The sequence below is a fragment of the Streptomyces sp. NPDC017520 genome (assembly GCF_044329855.1).
GTDB lineage: Bacteria > Actinomycetota > Actinomycetes > Streptomycetales > Streptomycetaceae > Streptomyces.
In genome coordinates, this window is the sequence record NZ_JBIRKB010000028.1 from 8911 (window position 1) to 28262 (window position 19352).

The window sequence follows — 19352 nt, forward strand, 5'->3', positions numbered from 1 at the left end:
TCCTCGCTCACGATCCCTCGCTCTCCCGTGCGGACCACCGGTCGAGCTGGGGCAGGTGTCCCAGCTTCCCGGGGCGCCAGGGTTCGGCGCCCTTGCTCTCCCAGGCCCGGAATTCCAGGCCCAGGTCGCGGCAGAGGTACTGGACGGCGAAGCGGCCGGTGGAGGCGGCGCGGATCAGGCCGCCCATGCCGATCCACTGTCCGGCCATGGAGAAGTTGCTCAGTCCCGGCAGCCGCATCCGGTCCTTGCCGACGAGGCGGGCGGCGACGTCGTCGGCTTCGGAGAACGCCTTCCACGCGAGGATGGAGCCGCCGAGGTTGCCGGTGTAGCGGTAGGTGGTGGCGGGCGTGGCGACCTCGACGATGTCGATGCGGTCCGCGATGCCGGGGGTGCGGCGCTCCAGGAAGTCGCGGACGAAGTGGGCGACTTCGCGCTTGCGCCGGCGGTACTCCTTGCGGTCCCTGGTGCGGAGGTCCTTCCAGTGGGCGTAGTCGCTGAAGTAGGTGCAGTGCAGGACGGAGTGGCCCGGCGGTGCGAAGCCGCCGGAGTAGCGGGAGCGTGCCTGCACGACGAAGCTGTCCTGGAGGGCCCCGGGGAGGAGGGCCGCGTCGTCCGGGCCGAGGAGGTGTGTGGTGCTGTGCGCCTCCTCGGGGTCCAGGTCGCCGCGCAGGCCGACGAAGGCGGAGACGACGGCGGGGAAGAGGGTGCCGGGGCGGTGGAGGAGGTCGGTGTAGAGCTTGTCGATCCGGGGGCCGGTGTACCGGCCGCCCAGGAGTCCGTAGACGGTGGTGTGGCCGTCGCAGGCGGAGACCACGTGTTCGGCGAAGTAGCGTCTGCCGTTGCGGAGTTCGATGCCGATCGCCCGGTCGTCCTCGACCAGGATCCGTTCGGTTCGCGCCCGGTAGGTGATCGTTCCGCCCAGGCTCGTGTAGCGCTCCTCGACGGAGCGGGCGAGGCCGAGCGAACCGCCCTGGGGGAAGCCCGCGTTGCCGTGGTGGGCGGCTGCCATGTTGAAGAGGTACGGCAGCATCGGGAAGCCTTCGGGGTCCTGGAAGAAGATGTTGCGGAACGCCTTGCGCAGCAGCGGGTCCTGGAACCGGTCGGCGAACGCCTGCATCGGGGTGGCGGCGGTCCGCCAGAACAGCCGGAAGGCGGGGAGCACCGTGCGCAGGGTCTGGGCGCGTTCCCGAACGGTCCGCAGCGCGGGGGCGGTCAGGAACGGGTACAGCTCGATGTCGATGAAGCGCCGCAGGTCCCGGGTGAAGGCCCGGATGAGCGGGGCGTCGGCGGGTGAGACCTCCAGGAGGTGGGCCTCCAGCCGGTCGGGGTCGTTGTAGAACGTCACCGACCGGCCCGAGGCGTCCTCGACCTTGTTGAACAGGTCGAAGTTGGTGACCGTCTTGCCGTCGAGCGCACCGAGTTCGCTCCACACCCGGTGGGCGTCGTTGCCCGGGGCGGTGCCGATGAGCCATTCGATGCAGTAGTCGAAGAGGTACCCGTCGCGCGACCAGGCGGTACAGCAGCCGCCGGGCAGCACGTGCTTCTCGAAGATGCGGGTCCTGGCTCCGCTCATCTGCGCGTAGACGCCGGTGGAGAGGCCGGCCACGCCCGCGCCGATGACGATGACACGGGGCGGGGTGCCCGGGGCGCGTTCCCTGCTGGTCCAGTCGGTGGGGTCGTCATCCGCCATGGGCCGCTTCTCCCCTCAGGACGGAGCGCACCAGCTCGGCGTTGCGGGGCAGGTGTTTGGCGTCGAGCATGTCGGCGTGGATGCCGGAGCCGCGCAGTACGGCGGTGGCGCCGGTGGAGCTGCCGTGCCAGGTGCCGTGCTCGCCGGCGGCGTAGAGGGCGGCCTTCTCCTCGTCGGTGATCACGCTGACCGTCGCGGCGACCGTGCCGGTGTTGGGGGTGCGCCCGCAGAAGGCGAGGTATTCGGCGGCGTGGGCGAGGGTCTCCCGGGCGACGGCCTCGGAGCCGGTGTGCTTGCGTACGTGGTCGGCGAGTTCGCTCTCGAAGGCGGCGATGCCCGAGGCGTCCGGTTCGTAGGCGGCGAGGATGCGGCGGGAGTCGAGGATGACGACGTGGGCGACGTCCCGGCCGCGCCGCTCCAGCTCCTTGGCCGTCTCGAAGGCGAGGTTGCCGCCCAGGGAGTAGCCCAGGAGCAGATACGGGCCGTCGGGCCGGTCTGCCTCGATCAGGTCGGCGTACCGGCTGACCTTGTCGTCGCCGGGCAGGTAGTTGAAGCCGGTGACGGAGTAGTCGGGGAGCTGTGCGGCCAGCCCCCGGTAGACGAGTCCGTGGCCGCCGGCGGGCGGGAAGCAGAAGAGGGCTGGGGTCTGTCCGGCGTTGAAGGTGAGGCTGGGCAGTTCGTCGGCGGTGGTGCCGAGCAGGACGTCCTCCACGGTGGCGGCCATGCCGTGCAACGTGGTGACCTGGTAGAGCCTGCTCACGGGGACGCCGACGCCGAACTCGGTACGCAGGTGGTGGAGGAGTTCGATGAGCTTGATCGAGCTGCCGCCGAGTTCGAAGAAGTCGTCCTCCAGACCGATCTGTTCGCGACCGAGCAGGGTCTTCCAGTGGCGGGCGACGCTGACCTCGTAGAGCGTCACGGGCTCCTCGTGCGGCCGGTCCCCCGCCTCGGCCCGGGGAGAGGGCAGGGCGGCCGTGTCGACCTTGCCGTTGGCCGTCAGCGGCAGGGCGGGCAGTTCGGTGAAGTGGGCCGGGATCATGTACGAGGGCAGTGAACGGGCCAGGTGGCGGCGCAGGGCCCGGACGTCCAGCGCCGCACCGGGTGCGGTCACGCAGTAGGCGCAGAGCGCCGCGTCTCCCCCGGTGTCGTTGCGTACGGTGACGACGGCCCGGGCGAGCGGGGGCCACTGGGCGAGCTGCGCCTCGATCTCGCCGATCTCGATGCGGTGGCCGCGCAGTTTGACCTGGCCGTCGGTGCGGCCGAGCAGGTGGACCCGGCCGTGCGCGTCCCAGCGGGCGATGTCGCCGGTGCGGTAGAGGCGTTCGGGCCGGGCGTCGGCTCCCCGGCCGAGCGCCCGGGTGACGAAGCGCTCCTCGGTCTGTTCGGGGTCTCCGGCGTAGCCGAGGGCGACGCCGTCGCCGCCGATCCACAGTTCGCCGGGCACGCCGGGCGGGACGGGTTCGCCGTGGGCGTCGAGGACGTGGAGGGTGCTGTTGGGCAGGGGCCGGCCGATCGGGACCATGGCGCCGGGTTCCAGGTCGTCGACGGGCCCCTCGAAGAACGCGCTGTCGATGGTGGCCTCGGTGAGGCCGTAGGAGTTGACGAGTCGGGTGCCGGGTCCGCAGAGTGCGGCCAGCCGGCGGTACTCCCCCACGCTCCAGGCGTCCGAGCCGACCACCAGCAGCCGCAGGAAGTCCAGTCGCAGCCCTTCCCGTGCGCAGTGGTCCATCAGGCCGCGGACGACGGCGGGGACGAACTCCGCGCAGTCGACGCGTTCCTGACGCATCGTGCGGTAGAGCCTGGTGGTGTCGAAGAGGAGGTCGCGGTCGGCCAGGACGAGGGTGCCGCCCGAGCACAGGGCGCGCACCAGGTCGCCGGTGAACACGTCGAAGGACGGTTCGGCCATCTGGAGGTGCGTCCGGACGTCGGTGTCCAGCCGGTACTCCTGGCGCCACGCGGCGTGGGCGGAGGCGAGGTTGCGGTGGCTGACGCGGACGGCCTTGGGGCGGCCGGTGGATCCGGAGGTGGTGATGACGTACGCGGGCGAGTCGGGGCCGGCCTCGGTTGCCGGTCCTTCCGGGTGCGGTTCGGTGCGTCCGAGGGCGGCGAGGGTGAGCGTCGGCACGGTCAGGGCGCCGGTCTGCTCCGGCGTGGCGTCGTCCGCGACGAGGACGAGTGCCGCGCCGGTGGTCGTCACGAGGTGGGCGAGCCGGTCGGCGGGCTGGTCGGACCGGAGCGGGAGGTAGGCGGCGCCGGACTTGAGCACGCCGAGCAGGGCGACGATCAGCTCGGGCGACTTGTCGAGGCAGAGCACGACCACCGAGCCCTCGCCGACGCCGAGCGCCCGCAGCCGGGCGGCGGTGTCGGCGGCCCGCCGGTCCAGCTCGGCGTAGGTCAGCCGGCGGGCCCCGCCGTGTGCGGTGGGCAGGGTGACGGCGACGGCCGCGGGGTGTTGGGCGGCGACGCGGCCGATCAGTGTCTGGACCGGGACGAACGGCTCCGCCCCGGTTCCGGCGGACGGCAGGGCCGGGCGGCTCCACTCCCCGACGAGCCGCTCACGTTCCCGGTCGCCGAGCATCTCCAGCCGTGAGGCGGGCTGTTCGCCCGGCGCCCGGGTCATCCGGTCGAGGAGCCGGGTGTAGTGGGCGGCCATGCGGCGCATGGTCTCGGGGAGGAAGAGGTCGGTGTTGTACTTGAACACGCAGTGGAAGCGGCCCTCGGCCTCGTCCTCGTAGGCGGACAGCGTTATGTCGAACTGCCCTTCCTCCTCGGGGAGTTCGATGTACTCCAGGCGGTAGCCGTACTGCTCGGTGGCCACCTTGTGGGTGAGGAGGATGAACATCGCCTGGAAGACGGCGGAGCGGCTGGGGTCGTGCTGGAGGCCCAGCTCCTCGACGAGGAGGACGAAGGGGTACTCCTGGTTGTCCAGGCCGCCGAGCACGGTCCGGCGGACCTGTTGCAGCAGTTCGGCGACGGTCGGGTCATCGGACAGGTCGGCGTGCAGGGGCAGCGGGTTGACGAAGTAGCCGTAGACGGAGGCGAAGTCCTGCCGGGTGCGGCCGGTCACCGGGCTGCCGACGACGATGTGGTCCTGCCCGGAGTAGCGGTGCAGCAGGAGGTAGTACGCGCTCAGCAGCACCATGAACGGTGTGACGCCGTGGGCGCGGGCCAGGGCGTGGACACGGGCGCTGAGGGCGTCGTCCAGGACGAAGAACTCGGAGGCCCCGTTGTGGGTCTGGACCGCCGGGCGCGGTTTGTCGACGGGCAGGTCGAGGAGCGGGACCTCGGCCGGCAGGTGGACGCGCCAGTAGTCGAGCATGCCCGCCGCCCCGGGCCCGGCCAGGAAGGCGTTCTGCTGGTTGAGGAAGTCGAGGTAGCGGGCCTCGATCGGTGGGAGCTGGGGTTCCTGGTTGCGGCGCAACGCCTCGTAGACGGCGAGGAGTTCCTCGATGAAGGTGAAGGTGGAGATGGCGTCGGAGACGATGTGGTGGACGGCCTTCATGATGATCCAGCGGTCCGGGCCCCGCTTGAAGAGCCGGAAGCGGACCAGCGGGTCGTGGGCGAGGTCGTAGGGTTTGCGGTATTCCTGGACGATCGTCGCGTGGATGGACTCCCAGTCCTCTCCCTGGACGTCGAAGAGGGCGAGGTCCGTCGCGGCGTCCTCGGAGACCCGCTGCACGGCCTGCCCGTCCACCAGGAGGAAGTTGGTGCGGAGCGCGGGGTGCCGGGCGATGAGCCGTCGGACGGCCTCGAACATCAGGTCCGGTTCGAGCGTGACGGTCACCTCGACGGCCCCGCCGATGTTGTACGCGTAACCGTCGGGGTTGAGGTGCTTGAGGAACCAGAGCGCTTTCTGGTTCTGCGTCAGCGGGTACTGCCCCGCGTCGCTGTGGAGTTCCACCGCACCCCTTGCCCCGTCGGGGGCGTCGGCCGAGGCCAGGGCGGCGAGGCCGTCGTGGAGCTGGGCGGCGAGTTCCCCGGCCGGGGTGCCACTGAGCAGGGCGACCACGGGGAGGGCGACGCCGAGCTCGGCGTGGATCCGGGCCCGCAGCTCCATGGCGAGGAGCGAGTCGAGGCCGAGTTCGCCGAGTCCGGTGGCGGGGTCGATGCGGTCCGTGCCGGTGCGCAGCACGGTGGCGGCGAGCGCGGCGAACCGCTCGGTGACGAGGGTGCGGCGGGTCTCTTCGTCGGCGGCGCGGAAGGTGTCGAGGAACCCGTTGCCGGAGGCTGCGTCCGTCGGCGGGGCGGCGGACGCCGCGAGATCGGCGACCAGGGGCGGCGGGGACGGGTACCAGGCGAGGAAGACGGGCCAGTCGACGACGGTGGCGACGACCAGTTGGGCGTGGTCCTGGCCGATGACGCGTTCCATGACGGCCATGCCGGCGTCCGGGGACAGCGAGCTCATGCCACGGCTGTGCAGATAGTGGTCGACCAGTCCCAGTTCCTCGATCATTCCGGTGGCCCAGGGGCCCCAGTCCAGGCTGAGCGCGGGCAGCCCCTGGGCGCGGCGGTGGTGGGCGAGGGCGTCCAGGAAGGCGTTGCCCGCCGCGTAGTTGGTCTGGCCGGCCGTGGTCAGCAGCGAGGCGATCGAGGCGAAGAGCACGAAGTGTTCGAGGGGCTCGTCGCGCAGGTGCCGGTGCAGGAGGTGGGCACCGACGGTCTTGGGGTCGTGGACGGCGTCGAAGGCGGCCCGGTCCAGATCGGCGACGAGGGTGTCGCGGACCTGTCCCGCGAGGTGGAACACCCCGCGTACGGGGGGCGCCCCGCTGTGCCGGTGCGTGTCGAGCCAGCCGGCCAGGGCGTCCTCGTCGGTGATGTCGAGGGTCGCGAGGACGGGCTGCGCGCCGAGCGCCTCCAGCTCGCGGAGCAGGGCCACGGCCCGGCCCTCGGCGGTGGCGGGGTCGGTGCCGGACCACTTCTCCCGGGCCGGGACGGGGGTGCGCCCGACCAGGATGATCCGGCGGGCCCCGCGGCGTACGAGGGTGCGGCACAGCAGTCGGCCGAGCGCGCCGAACGCGCCGGTGACCAGATAGCTTCCGTCCTCCCGCAGGCGCAGCGGCAGCGGCCGGGTCAGACCCTCGGCGGGGCGGAGGCGGCTGGTGCGGCGGCCGCCGTCGCGCAGGGCGATCTCCTCCTCGTCGTCGCTGAGGACTTCGCCGAGGAGCGCTTCGGCCTCGGCCCGGTCGCCGTCGGGGCCCGGCTGCCGCCTGGGGTCGAGGTCGATGAGTTTACCGGGGTGTTCGATCAGTTCCTGGTGCCGCAGTACGCGGCCGATGCCCCAGGCGGGTGCGCCGAGGGGTTCGGGCCCCTCACCGGGCAGGGCGGGCTGGGCGCCGCGGGTGACGATGTGCAGGCGGCCTCCGGCGCCCCGGGCGGACAGGAGCCGGGCGAGGGCGATCAGTGAGTACGCTCCGGCGCCGGTGTGGTCGCGGACGGAGCTCAGGTCGCACGCGGCGAGGGCGGGGGCGTCGAGGTTCCACAGGTGCAGGACGGCCCCCCGGAAGGGCCCCCCGTCGCGGTCCAGGTCGGCGAGGAGCCGGCGCAGATCGGCGTCGGACGCGGGGTCCACGGTGAACGTGGCGCCGTCGCCGGACGCGGTATAGGCGGCGCCCCGGCGCACCAGGCGGCAGCGTTCGCCCCGGGCGGCGGCCAGGGCGGCGAAGGCGTCCGCGACACCGCCGGTGTCGGCGAGGACGAGCCAGTCGTGGTGGCGGGCCACGGGTGCCGGTACCTGCCGACGGTCGGCGGTGGGCCCCGACGCTTCGCCGCGAACGTCGTCGTCGCGCGTGTCACCGTCGTTCACGTCCTGCGGCAGGGCGCGGGCGTCCTCGGCGGGCAGCGGCGGGCAGTCGGTCCAGACGGGTTCGGCGAGCCAGGAGTCGATCGTGGTCCGGGCCACGGCGGTGGCCGCCTTCTCCACGTCGGCGGCACGGAAGCCGAGGACACGGCCGAGCGGCGCCCCGTCGTCCGCGTAGAGGGCGATGTTGCCGAGGGTGGTGTCGGCGTCGCCGGGGAGCAGGGTGGCGTGGGCCCAGAACGGCTGGTCGCCGATGGGTTCGAGGGCGACCTCGTCCAGGGAGAGCGGCAGCCTGATCCCGGTGACCGGTGCGGGATCTTCGGGAGTCAGCGGAATCAGCGGAGTCAGGAGAGTCTGGAAGCAGGCGTCGAGGAGGACGGGGTGGAGGTGGTGGCCCGCCGCGTCGTCGCCGATCGCCCGGGGCGGGCGGATCCGGGCGAGGACCTCTCCGGCGCCGATCCAGACCTCCTCGATGGCCTGGAAGGCGGGGCCGTAGTGGTAGCCGAGGGCGGCCAGCGCGGTGTAGCAGTCGGGGCCTTCGAGGTGCCGCAGGGACCTGGCGCGGAGCGCGGGGGCGTCGAGCGGCGGGGCGGTGCGACGGCGTTGCCCGGTGCGGACGATCCCGCTCGCGTGCACGGCCCGTTCCCCGTCGTCCCCGGTCGGGGAGGCGATGGTGAAGGCGGCGTTCTCCAGGGAGAGCGACACCTCCACGGTCCGGTCCTCGCCGTCGGGCAGGAAGAGGGCCTTGCGCAGATCGATGTCGGCCAGGACGGCGGTGGTGCCGCCGGTGAGCCGCAGGACGGCCTGGGCGGCCATTTCCAGATACCCGGCGGCGGGGAAGACCACGGTGTCCTGGATGCGGTGGTCGGCGAGGTACGGCAGGTCCTCGGTGTCCAGGCGGGCCTGCCAGGTGGGATCCGTACGGTCGGTGCGGCGGCCGAGGAGTCGGTGGTCGCGGTGGCCGAGCCGGACCTGGGCGACGGGCCCGGGTTCGGTCCAGTGACGGTCGCGCCGGAAGGGGTGGCGGGGCAGGGTGACCGGCCGGCCGGCCGGCTGGAGGACGCTCCAGTCGATGGGGACGCCCAGGTTGTGGAGCGAGCCGAGGGAGGCGGCGAAGCGCTCGCTCTCGTTCTCCCGGCGGCGGATCGAGGGCAGGGTGAGTCCGCTCGTCCCGCCCGTGTCGAGGCATTCGCGGATCGCGTGGCCGAGGACCGGGTGCGGGCCGATCTCCAGGAACACCTGGTGGCCGTCGTCGGCGATGCGGTCGACCGCGGAGCGGAAGCGCACCCGCTCGCGGACGTTCTTCCACCAGTACGCGGCGTCCAGTTCCTCGCCCCGGGCGGTTCCCTCGACACCTGTCGGATACAGCGGAACCCGGGTGGCTCGCGGCTCCAACGGCGCCAGTTCGGAAAGCAGTTCGTCCTTGATCCGCTCCATGACGACGCTGTGGTAGGGCACTTCGACGGTGAGGAACTTCGCGAACTGCTGCTCGGACCGCAGCTCCTCGGCCAGCAGGGTCAGCGCGGCCTCGTCCCCGGCCAGGGTGATCGCGGTGGGGCTGTTGACGGCGGCGATGGAGACCCGGTCGCTGTAGGGGCGCACCCGGCGCTCCGCCTCGTCCTCCGAGAGGCTGACGGCGAGCATGGCGCCGGTGCCGGCCAGGGTCTGCTGGAGGCGGCTGCGGTGCACGACGATCCTGGCCGCGTCCCGCAGGGAGTAGACGCCCGCCGCGTGGAAGGCGGCGATCTCCCCGGTGCTGTGGCCGACCACGGCGTCGGGGCGCACTCCGTGGGACCGCCACAGGGCCGCCAGGCCCACCTGCACGGCGAAGTTCGCGGGCTGGGCGAGCCAGGTCTCGGCCATCCGGGAGACGGACTCGTCGGCGGTCATCTCCTCGATGAGGGACCAGTCGGCGAACTCCCGCAGCGCCTGGTCGCAGGCGGCGATCGCGTCGCGGAAGACCGGTTCCTCCGCCAGCAGTTGGCGGCCCATGCCCCACCACTGGGGGCCCATGCCGGTGAAGACCCATACCAGTCGCCGGTCGGCGGCGTCCCGGGCGCGGCCGTGGACGACCCGGGGGTGGGCCTCGCCGCGCGCGTGGGCGGCGAGGGCCTCGTCGAGGGAGGCGCGCGAGGTGTAGGTGACGGACAGCCGCTCGGGGAGGTGCTGGCGGCGGTGGGCCAGGGTGTGGCCGAGGTCGTCGAGGGCCACGGCCGGGCCGTTGTCGCCCGCCAGCTCGCCCCGGATTCCGGCCGCCATCTCCGTCAGGGCGCCGGGGTTGCGGGCGCTGAGGGGCAGGATGCTCCAGCGTCGCCCGGCGGGCGCGGCGGGGCGGATGTCCGGCCGGGCCTCGGGGGCCTCCTCCAGGACGACATGGGCGTTGGTGCCGCCGAAACCGAAGGAGTTGACCCCGGCGCGGGCGGGCCCTTCGTGTTCGGGCCAGGCGGTGGGCCGGGTGGGGATCTCGTAGGGGAGGGTCGCCGGGTCGATGGCGGGGTTGAGGTTCTCCAGGTTGATGTGGGGCGGGATCGTGCGGTGCTTGATGCTCAGGGCGGTCTTGATCAGCCCGGCGATCCCGGCGGCGGATTCGGTGTGGCCGATGTTCGTCTTGACCGAGCCGACGTAGGCGCGGGCGCCCGGGCGGCGTCCGACGGCCAGCGCGCGGGCCAGGGCGTTCGCCTCGATCGGGTCGCCGACCGGGGTGGAGGTGCCGTGCGCCTCCATGTACTGGAGGTCGCCGGGGGTGATGCCCGCCTCGGCGCAGACCCGGCGGATGAGCTCGACCTGGGCGTCGGCGTTGGGCACGGTGATGCCGTTGGTGTGCCCGTCCTGGTTGACGCCGCTGCCGGCGATCACCGCGTGGATCCGGTCCCCGTCCCGTACGGCGTCGTCCAGCCGCTTCAGCGCCACCAGGCCGACGCCTTCGGCCCGTACGTAGCCGTCGGCGGCGGCGTCGAACGTACGGGAGCGGCCCTCGGGCGACAGGAACCCGCCCTTCGTCTCCGCGACGGTGTACTGCGGGGCCATGTGCAGCAGGGTTCCGCCGGCCAGCGCGAGGTCGCTCTCCCCGTTGTTCAGTGCCTGGCAGGCCAGGTGGACGGCGACCAGGGAGGAGCTGCACGCGGTGTCGATGGAGAGGCTGGGGCCGCGGAAGTCGAAGCAGTACGAGATGCGGTTCGACACCATCGTCATCATGGTCCCGGTCGCGGTGTGGGCGGCCAGCGAGGTGAAGCCCAGGTCGGCGAATTGCAGGATCTTGTAGTCCAGGGTGAACGCGCCGACGTAGACGGCGACGTTGCCGCCGGCGAGGTCGGCAGGGCGCTGGCCACCGTCCTCCAGGGCCTCCCAGGCCACTTCGAGCAGCTTTCGCTGCTGCGGGTCCATGTGGTCGGCCTCGCGGGGGCTGATGCCGAAGAACGCGGGGTCGAACTCGTCGAAGCCGTCGATGTACCCGCCGCGGCCCCCGACGAGGCGTCCGGGTTTGTCGCGGAACCGGCTGCCGAGCGTATGGACGTCGTACCGGTCGGGCGGTGTGGGCGTGATGCAGTCCTTGCCCTCCACCAGGTTGCGCCAGTACGCGCGGTGGTCCGAGGCGCCGCCGGGCAGGCGGCAGCCCATCCCGACGATCGCCACCTTGTTCCGTAACGCCCGGTTGTTCGCGTCGGCCATGTCGAACTCCTCAAGTCGTGGTGGAGCAAGTCGTGGTGGAGCGTCAAGGGGGACGGTGGTCACTCCGGCCGGGAGGCCCGTGCCGGTCGGCGTCGCCAGGGATGTGCGAGGGCGGCGAGGATCTCGCCGGTGCCGGGGAATGACGTCGGGTCGTGCAGGCCCACGGCGGCGGGCTCGCGGCCGGGGTACCAGGTGAAGCTGCCGAAGAGGTGGTCCCAGCACGACAGGTCGGAGCCGTAGTGGCCGGCTTCGGACAGATCGGTGCTGTGGTGGAGACGGTGCTGCTCGGGACTGGCCAGCAGATGGTTGAGCCGTCCGATGCGGACATCGATGTTGGCGTGGACGAAGTAGCCCTGGGCGGCGACGAAGAGTCCGACCACCAGCACCGCGGGTCGGGAGAATCCCACGGACGCCAGAGTCAGCTGGACGAGGGCCTGCGCCAGGACGATGTCCAGCACATGGTTGACCCCGTTGTTGGCGACGTTGACCTTCTCCGGCACGTGATGCACTCCGTGCAGCCGCCAGAGCAGGGCGTTCCGGTGCCCCAGCCGGTGCACCGTGTAGCTGACGAGAGATCCCGCGAGGAGCGCGCCCGGGATCTCGACCCCGAGGTGGTAGGCCGACTCCGCCGGCGAGATCAGGCCGACGGCCAGCGCGACCAGTAGTTGCGCCAGTCCGCTTCCGGCCATGGTGAGCAGGAAGTAAATTCCGTACCAGCACCATTCGGCCCTTTTGGGGTGCCAGTTCCGGTCATAAGGTATCAGCCGTTCCAGGATAGCCAGATAGGCGATGACCCCGACCAGAAAGAGTGAACTGACCCAGGCCGGATCCCACTCCAGCCACAATGCGGCCGCGCCCACGGATACGACCGCGAGGAGCAGAACCGGGTACGCAGCCACGCGAAGAAGCCGGGCAGGAGAATTACCGGCCCACCCCTTCCGGTCGACCGAATATCCGGCCGAATAGATTCCGCCATCGGCGGATTGCTCGCGCTCGTCCATCCGTGACCCTCCACAAGTGGCAGTGCTGGGGGGAGAGACCTTCGCATCGCATCAGAGCAGGCCAGAGCACCCCCTGGGACATGACAGGAAACCCCGGGCGGCGACCACGACTTCCGCGCCGGCACCTTTCGGACACCCGGCCCCGATGGAATTCGGCCGTGGCGTGAACTGATGCCCCCGACCCCATCAGCCCAGATCATCTATTTCCCGTTCCCACCGCTTTAATCACGCCCGCCCCGGAGAAATCATCCGGCGCATTTGTTCGTGACGAGAATGCGAGAAGAATCATGCAACCGAGGCGCGTTCATTTGTGCGAACAATTCTTTCGTAGGATCATCGCGACGTTTAGGGACGGCGCATTTCGGTGCGCCGGGAGACGCTGCCCCACGCTCCGGCGCATGTCCGAGGGGGAGCTGTGCGCCCGCGCGGAAACAGCCCCCCCAAGCGCCCCCGAAGCAGGACCTTGGGAGCGGGGATCCGCCGGAGGGGCTCCCGCTCCTTCCACCGGAGGACACCGCCTGCGATGATCACAGCGAGATCCGGCAGCACATCAGCGAGCGAATCGAGGAGCCTCCTTGTCGTACGACGTCGGCGCGGTGCGCGCACAGTTCCCCGCCCTGCGGTCCGGTACGGCGCACTTCGACGGGCCCGGCGGCACCCAGGCCCCGGCCGCCGTCATCGCCGCGATCGGCGAGGCGATGAGCGGGCCCCTGTCGATCCGGGGCGCCGGGCTGCCCGGGGAGGTGAACGCGGAGGAGATCGTCCGCGGGTTCCGGCAGGCGATGGCGGACCTGCTGGGCGCGGACCCGGGCGGGATCGTGTTCGGCCGCAGCGCCACCCAGCTCACGTACGACTTCTCCCGCACCCTGTCCAGGGCCTGGGGCCCGGGGGACGAGGTGGTGGTCAGCCGGCTGGACCACGATGCCAACATCCGCCCGTGGGTGCAGGCGGCCGAGCGGGTGGGGGCGACGGTGCGGTGGGCCGACTTCGACCCGTCGACCGGCGAGCTTTCCCCCGAGGCGGTCGGCGCGCAGATCACCGGGCGGACCCGGCTGGTCGCGGTGACCGGCGCCTCCAACCTCATCGGCACCCGGCCCGACGTCCCGGCCATCGCCGAACTGGTCCACCGGGCCGGCGCTCTGCTGTACGTGGACGGGGTCCATCTGACGGCCCACCACGCGGTGGACGTGGAACGGCTCGGGGCGGACTTCTTCGTCTGCTCCCCGTACAAGTTCTTCGGCCCCCATCACGGGGTGCTCGCCGCCCGGCCCGAACTGCTCGGCACGCTCCGTCCGGACAAGCTGGCGCCGTCCACCGACGCTGTGCCGGAACGCTTCGAACTCGGCACCCTTCCCTACGAGTCGATGGCGGGGACCCGCGCGGCGGTGGACTTCCTCGCGGGCCTGGGCGCCGACGGGGATGCGGCGGGCGGGCGCCGGGCGCGGTTGCGGTCGGCGTACGCGGCGATCGACGCCCACGAGAGCGCACTGCGGGAGAGCATCGAGAAGGCGGTGGGCGAACTGGGCGGGGCGACGGTCCGTTCCCGTGCCGCCGAACGCACCCCCACCCTGCTGCTCACCTTCGACGGCCGGGACGCGGCGGACGCCTACCGCTCCCTCGCCCGCTCCGGGGTGCACGCGCCCGCCGGCTCCTTCTACGCCCTGGAGGCCTCCCGCCACCTGGGGCTCGGCGACAGCGGCGGCCTGCGCGTCGGACTCTGCGCGTACAACGACACGGACGACGTGGAGCGCCTCCTGACGGGCCTGGCGGACTGGCTGCGGTGACGCGGCCGGGGCTCGCGGCGGGAAGGGTGCTCGCGGCCCGGGACGGCGCACTCGGCTCGTCGGAGGCCGGTTCTTCGCGGAGGCGGGCGTCCGAGGGACGTCCGGGAGCTGGGCACCGCTACGGCTCGTGGCGGCGACGAGCGAGATGGGCGGTGATGTCGGCGTCGATCTCGACCGTTTCCGGCAGGGCCCGAGCGATACGGCCGAGCACCTCCTCCCGTCGCGGGGGCGGCAGTACGAGATAGGCCGAGACCGCCGTGCCAGGATGCTCGGCATGTCAGATCGTGCACTGAGCTTCGGGACGATCGCGCCCGCCGGCCGTCCGGTCCCCGCCCGCCGGCCGGCCGGCGGGCGGGACCACCGACCGCTGACGCCGGCGGTCGGCGGCCGACGGCCCGCTCGGCAGCGCTCAGACCTTGCGGTAGCGGGCGTTGGCCCAGGAGAACACGCCGAAGGCGACCAGGCCGAGGGCGATGACCACCAGGAGCCACGGGCCGACGGGGGTGTCGGTGAAGGAGCGCAGGGTGTCGTCCATGCCCTTGGACTCGTCCGGCTGATGCTTGATCGCGGCGGCCACCGCGAATCCGCCCGCGGTGGCGAACACGATGCCGCGCGCCGTACCGCCGAAGACTCCGGTGAAGTCGACCGCCTGACGGACCCGCTTCGACATCTCGGAAGTCTTCAGGTGCTTGTGGTACTTCCGCAGGAGCGCCCGGACGGCGATCCAGAGACCGGCGCAGGCCACCCCTGCCCCCGCGATCCCGACGATCCACTGGCCCCCGGGCCAGCCGAGCGCCTTGGCGGTGATGTCCTTCGACTGCTGGTCGGACGATCCGCCTCCACTGCCCGAGTCACCGGCGGCGAAGGACAGGACGGAGTAGGCGACGAATCCGTAGAAGACGGCGCGGCCCGCCGCCATGGCCCGCTTGGTGGGCTTGCGGCCGTCGGACCCGGCCCCGCCGAACAGGGCCTCGGAGAGCCGCCAGAGCGCCATCCCCACCAGGGCGACGCCCAGCACCCACAGCAGGATCTTCCCGAAGGGCTTCTCGGCTATCTCACCGATCGCGCCGCCCCGGTCGGCCTGTTCACCCCCGCCTCCGGACAACCCGATCTGCAGGGCGAGGGCGCCCACGAGCACGTAGATCACCCCACGTGCCACGAAGCCCGCGCGGGCTCCTGCCTCCATCGCCGTGCTGTTCGCGGCTCTTCTCGCCTGGCCGCGTCCCTGCGCTGCTACTGAACGGGTATTCATGCATCCCAGTTGCCCCGGTCCGGCGGATCAATGTCATGAGCGCATCGTTGGTGACTCGCGACGCGGAGACGACGACGCGGCGGGCGGTCCGAGCGGACGCGCGTCAGCGCGGGAGAGGACGAGAAGACCCGCCCCCGCTCGCTGCCCGGACCTCGCGACGGTCCGGGCGCGGCGCGGCAGTCCGGACAGGGCCCCCGCGCGCCTGTTCTATACGCTGAGGGCGTGACCAGCGCCGACGACCGACCGAACCGCAGCGGCTCCCCGGAATCCGGGGAGCCGCTCGCGGACCTCCAGGCGTTCGCGGTGGAGCTCCGCCGGATGAACGGCGAGATCAACCGGATGACCCACGGTTTCGCGGCGAACCAGCAGCTGCATCCCACGGACGTGAGTGCGCTCGCGGCCATCCTCGACGCCCCGTCGCCCCTCACCCCGGGGGCCCTGCGTGAACATCTGGGTCTCACCTCCGGCGCGGTGACCGCCTGCCTGGACCGGCTGGAGCGGGCCGGTCATGTCCGCCGCGCCCGGGAGAGCACCGACCGCCGGGTCGTGCACGTGTACTACGAGGCGAGCGCCCGGACTGCCGCCCGCGACTACTTCATGCCGCTCGCCCAGGCCACGGCACGAGCGAGGGCGCGCTTCAGCGAGACGGAGCTGGCGACCGTCCTGCGTTTCCTCGCCGCCATGAACGAGGAGCTGGGCGAGGTTCCCCCGGCGCGTCGCTGAGCTTTCCCTGCCGGATCGGGGGCACCCGCGGGAGAACGGGGGCCCACGGGAGGACGGAGGCGCCCGCGGGAGAACGGGGCCGGCAGGAGGACGGCGGGGCCCACGGGAGGACGGGGCGGCCGTCGAACCCACCCCTGCGGCCGTCCGCACGAGCAGTCCCGTAATGTATTTCAACGATTGAGATTGTTCACTACTGAGATATCTCCACCCCCGGGAGAGACATGTCCACCCCCGCACGCTCCGCACGGTCGATCCGCTGGCTCGTCCCCGTCGTGCTGCTCATCGCGTGGCTCGGCGTCGGCGGCGGGCTCGGCCCGTACGCCGGGAAGCTCGGCGAGGTCGCCACCAACGACCAGGCCGCCTTCCTGCCCCAGAACGCCGAGTCCACCCAAGTTATCGACGCGCAGAAGGCGTTCCAGCAGAACGAGACCCTGCCGGTCATCGTCGTCTGGACCTCGGCGGAGAAGGACGCGCCGGTGAGCGACGAGCAGCGGGGGGCCGCCACCAAAGCCCTCGCCGCGCTCGCCGGGAGCGACGGCGTCGTCGGAGCGCCCTCCCCCGCACTGCCCTCGGAGGACGGCCTCGCGCTCCAGGGCATCGTGCAGTTGAGCCCCGGCCTCGGGGACGAACTGCCGACGGTGCTGGAGAGGATCGAGGAGGCGGGCGCGTCCGTGCCCGGCACGACGGTCCAGCTGGCGGGGCCGGCCGCGAGTCAGGCCGACCTGTCCGACGCCTTCGCGGGCATCGACGGGCTGCTGCTCGGAGTCGCGCTGATCACGGTGCTCGTCATCCTGCTGCTGGTCTACCGCAGTGTGCTGCTGCCCTTCGTCATCATCCTCGGCGCCGTGTTCGCCCTCGCCCTGTCCTGTGCGATCGTCTACGTCCTCGCCGACCACGACATCGTGCGCGTGGACGGTCAGGTGCAAGGCATCCTGTCGATCCTGGTGATCGGCGCGGCGACGGACTACGCACTGCTCCTCACCGCCCGGTTCCGCGAGGAACTCGCCCTCCACGGCGACCGGTTCACCGCGATGCGCATCGCGCTGCGCGAGTCCTTCGGCCCGATCACGGCCAGCGCCGCGACGGTGGCGGCGGGCCTGCTCGCCCTGCTGCTCAGCGACCTCACCAACAACCGGGCGCTGGGGCCGGTGGGCGCGATCGGTATCGTCTGCTCGGTCCTCAGCGCCCTCACCTTCCTGCCCGCCGCCCTGGTGCTGCTCGGCCGGAAGGCCTACTGGCCGGCGAAGCCCAGGCCCGCCGACGACAAGGTGTCCGGCGCCCACGGCATCTGGCACAAGGTCGCGGCCCTCGTCGACCGGTCGCCCCGCAAGGTGTGGGCGATCACCCTGGCGGCCCTGATCGCCTGTGCCGCGTTCGCCCCCACGCTCACCTCCAAGGGGGTTCCGCTCGACGAGATCTTCGTCAACGACGCCCCGTCCGTGGCCGCGCAGGAGACGCTGAGCGAGCACTTCCCCGGCGGTTCGGGCAATCCGGCCGTGATCATCGCCGCGGCGGACCGCCTGCCCGAGGTCACCGAGGCCGCCGAACGCACCGAAGGGGTGGCTTCGGTCGCACCGGTGAGCGCGAGCGGGCGGCCCGGCGGCGAACCCCTCGTCGTCGACGGCAGGGTCCGTATCGACGCGACCCTCGATGACGCGGCGGACAGCGACGGCGCCAAGGAGGCGGTGGCCGCGCTGCGCACCTCGGTCCACGCGGTACCCGGATCGAACGCCCTGGTCGGCGGCTACACCGCCCAGCAGTACGACACCCAGCGGACGGCGGAGGACGACCGCATGCTGATCGTGCCGGTGGTGTTGGCGATCATCCTGGTGATCCTGGTCTTCCTGCTGCGGTCACTGCTGATGCCGGTGCTGCTCGTGGCGACCGTGGCGCTGAACTTCCTCGCCACGCTGGGCATCTCCTCGCTGGTCTTCACCCATGTGTTCGGCTTCAGCGGCACGGACTCGTCGGTGCCCCTGTACGGGTTCGTGTTCCTGGTCGCCCTGGGCGTCGACTACAACATCTTCCTGATGTCCCGGGTCCGGGAGGAGTCGCTGCGGCACGGCACCAGGGAGGGCATCCTGCGCGGGCTCACCACGACCGGCGGGGTCATCACGTCGGCGGGCGTCGTCCTGGCGGCCACCTTCGCCGCGCTGGGCGTGATCCCGCTGGCGTTCCTGCTCCAGATCGCGTTCATCGTGGCCTTCGGCGTCCTGCTGGACACGCTGGTCGTCCGGTCGCTCCTCGTCCCGGCACTGGTGCGGGACATCGGGCCGAAGGCGTGGTGGCCGGGTGCTCTGAGCCGGGAAGGGGCGGGAGGTCAGCGCGGCACGGTCGCGGAGGCCGGGTCCGGGTCCCGGTAGGCGGCCAGGGCCCAGATGACGAAGATGTCCAGGGCGATGACGATCACCGACCAGAGGGGCGCGTACGGCAGGAAGAGGAAGTGCGCGAAGAGGCTCAGGGAGGCGAAGAGGATGCCGGCCACCCGCGCCCAACCCGCCCCCTTGAGCAGCGCGGCCCCGGTGACGGCCGCGCAGACGCCCAAGCCCAGGTGGATCCAGCCCCAGCCGGTGAGGCTGATCCGGTAGAGGTACTCGCCGACGTCGCCGTAGACGTCCCCGTCGGCGAGGGCCGCGACGCCTTCCAGGGCCGCCACGGTGCCCTGGCAGAGCATCAGGATCCCGGCGAGGAGCACACCGCCGGTCACCCAGAGGCTGTCCGGATCGGGCGTCGGCGCGGGGCCGGCCGGGCCGTCGGCGCGCTGCCACGGCGCGTCCCCCTGCCCGGGTCCGGTCCGGGGCCCCGGCGCGAAGCCGGCGGGTGGCGGGGCGTCGGGGCCGGCCGGGTCGGCGGCCCGGGAGGGGTCCTCGCCCATCAGGACCCCTCCTGCGGCCGGTCGGACTGCGCCCTCGTGCGCTTGCCGACCACCGCGGCGGCGGCGACCGCACTGCCCGCGAAGGCCAGCGCGACCATCCAGGCGCGGTCGAAGACATGGCAGGTGGCGTGGTCCACGGAGTAGCGCCCGGGACCGGTCAGCCCGATGGCCGCCGCGGTGAAACCGAGGAACGCCGGGTACTCGTAGCCGCCGCCCTGGGCGAAGAAGCCCGCCGGGGCGTGCACGGCCACCGCGCCGGCCATCGCCCCGGCGGCCGCCGCGCCCGCCGCCGGGGTGGCGAGACCCAGGGCCAGCAGGACGCCGCCGCCCGCTTCGCCGAGCCCGGCGGCCACGGCGCTGTGCTTGGGCGGGTGAAATCCCATCGCCTCCATCGCGGCCGTGGTGCCCTGGATGCCTCCGCCGCCGAACCAGCCGGCCAGCTTCTGGCTGCCGTGGGCGGCGAGCACCGCGCCGGTGCCGACGCGTAGGGCGAGCAGACCGAGATCACGCCGGTTGACGCAGACCATGAAGACTCCCGGGGCTGGTGGGTTCGGGGTGGTT

The 19352-nt window shown here is 72.2% G+C and carries 9 protein-coding genes; 3 read left to right on the plus strand and 6 right to left on the minus strand.

All coding sequences use genetic code 11. The features are described 5' to 3' along the window. Window positions 1-7: 7 nt before the first annotated feature. The 3 genes from ACH4KB_RS36545 to ACH4KB_RS36555 are packed head-to-tail and all read right to left on the minus strand — an operon-like array spanning window position 8 to window position 12157. A complete protein-coding gene (locus ACH4KB_RS36545) occupies window positions 8-1690 on the minus strand; it encodes a phytoene desaturase family protein (RefSeq protein ID WP_398071190.1) in 1683 nt (560 codons plus the stop codon). Then, complete coding sequence (locus tag ACH4KB_RS36550) at window positions 1680-11156, minus strand: amino acid adenylation domain-containing protein (protein WP_398071192.1); 9477 nt, start codon at window positions 11154-11156, stop codon at window positions 1680-1682. The genes ACH4KB_RS36545 and ACH4KB_RS36550 overlap by 11 nt, the downstream gene beginning before the upstream one ends. Before the next feature lie 59 nt (window positions 11157-11215). Then, a complete protein-coding gene (locus tag ACH4KB_RS36555; RefSeq protein WP_398071194.1) occupies window positions 11216-12157 on the minus strand; it encodes a sterol desaturase family protein in 942 nt (313 codons plus the stop codon). Between the two features lie 575 nt (window positions 12158-12732). Between ACH4KB_RS36555 and ACH4KB_RS36560 the strand changes: the two genes are divergently transcribed. Then, entirely contained in the window at window positions 12733-13941 is a 1209-nt protein-coding gene (locus ACH4KB_RS36560) for a cysteine desulfurase-like protein (protein ID WP_398071196.1), read from the plus strand. 409 nt (window positions 13942-14350) lie between these two features. Here ACH4KB_RS36560 and ACH4KB_RS36565 read toward each other — a convergent pair whose 3' ends face one another. Continuing rightward, window positions 14351-15193 carry a DUF1206 domain-containing protein gene (locus ACH4KB_RS36565; RefSeq protein ID WP_398071198.1) on the minus strand — a complete coding sequence of 281 codons (843 nt, stop codon included), beginning with the start codon at window positions 15191-15193 and terminating at the stop codon, window positions 14351-14353. A gap of 222 nt (window positions 15194-15415) precedes the next feature. On the opposite strand from ACH4KB_RS36565, the gene ACH4KB_RS36570 reads away from it, so the two are divergent. Together ACH4KB_RS36570 and ACH4KB_RS36575 are read left to right on the plus strand one after the other, a co-directional pair. Next, entirely contained in the window at window positions 15416-15916 is a 501-nt protein-coding gene (locus ACH4KB_RS36570) for a MarR family winged helix-turn-helix transcriptional regulator (RefSeq protein ID WP_398071200.1), read from the plus strand. A gap of 221 nt (window positions 15917-16137) precedes the next feature. Further along, window positions 16138-18279 (plus strand): MMPL family transporter, encoded by a 2142-nt coding sequence (locus tag ACH4KB_RS36575; protein WP_398071202.1) that lies wholly within the window; start codon window positions 16138-16140, stop codon window positions 18277-18279. Here ACH4KB_RS36575 and ACH4KB_RS36580 read toward each other — a convergent pair. Then, a complete protein-coding gene (locus ACH4KB_RS36580; protein WP_398071204.1) occupies window positions 18237-18791 on the minus strand; it encodes a hypothetical protein in 555 nt (184 codons plus the stop codon). The two genes, ACH4KB_RS36575 and ACH4KB_RS36580, sit on opposite strands and share 43 nt — an antisense overlap. Further along, the gene (locus ACH4KB_RS36585; protein ID WP_398071206.1) at window positions 18791-19318 is read right to left on the minus strand and encodes a DoxX family protein; all 528 of its coding nucleotides are present in this window, start codon (window positions 19316-19318) and stop codon (window positions 18791-18793) included. Before ACH4KB_RS36585 ends, ACH4KB_RS36580 begins: the two co-directional genes overlap by 1 nt. Between the last annotated feature and the right edge of the window lie 34 nt (window positions 19319-19352).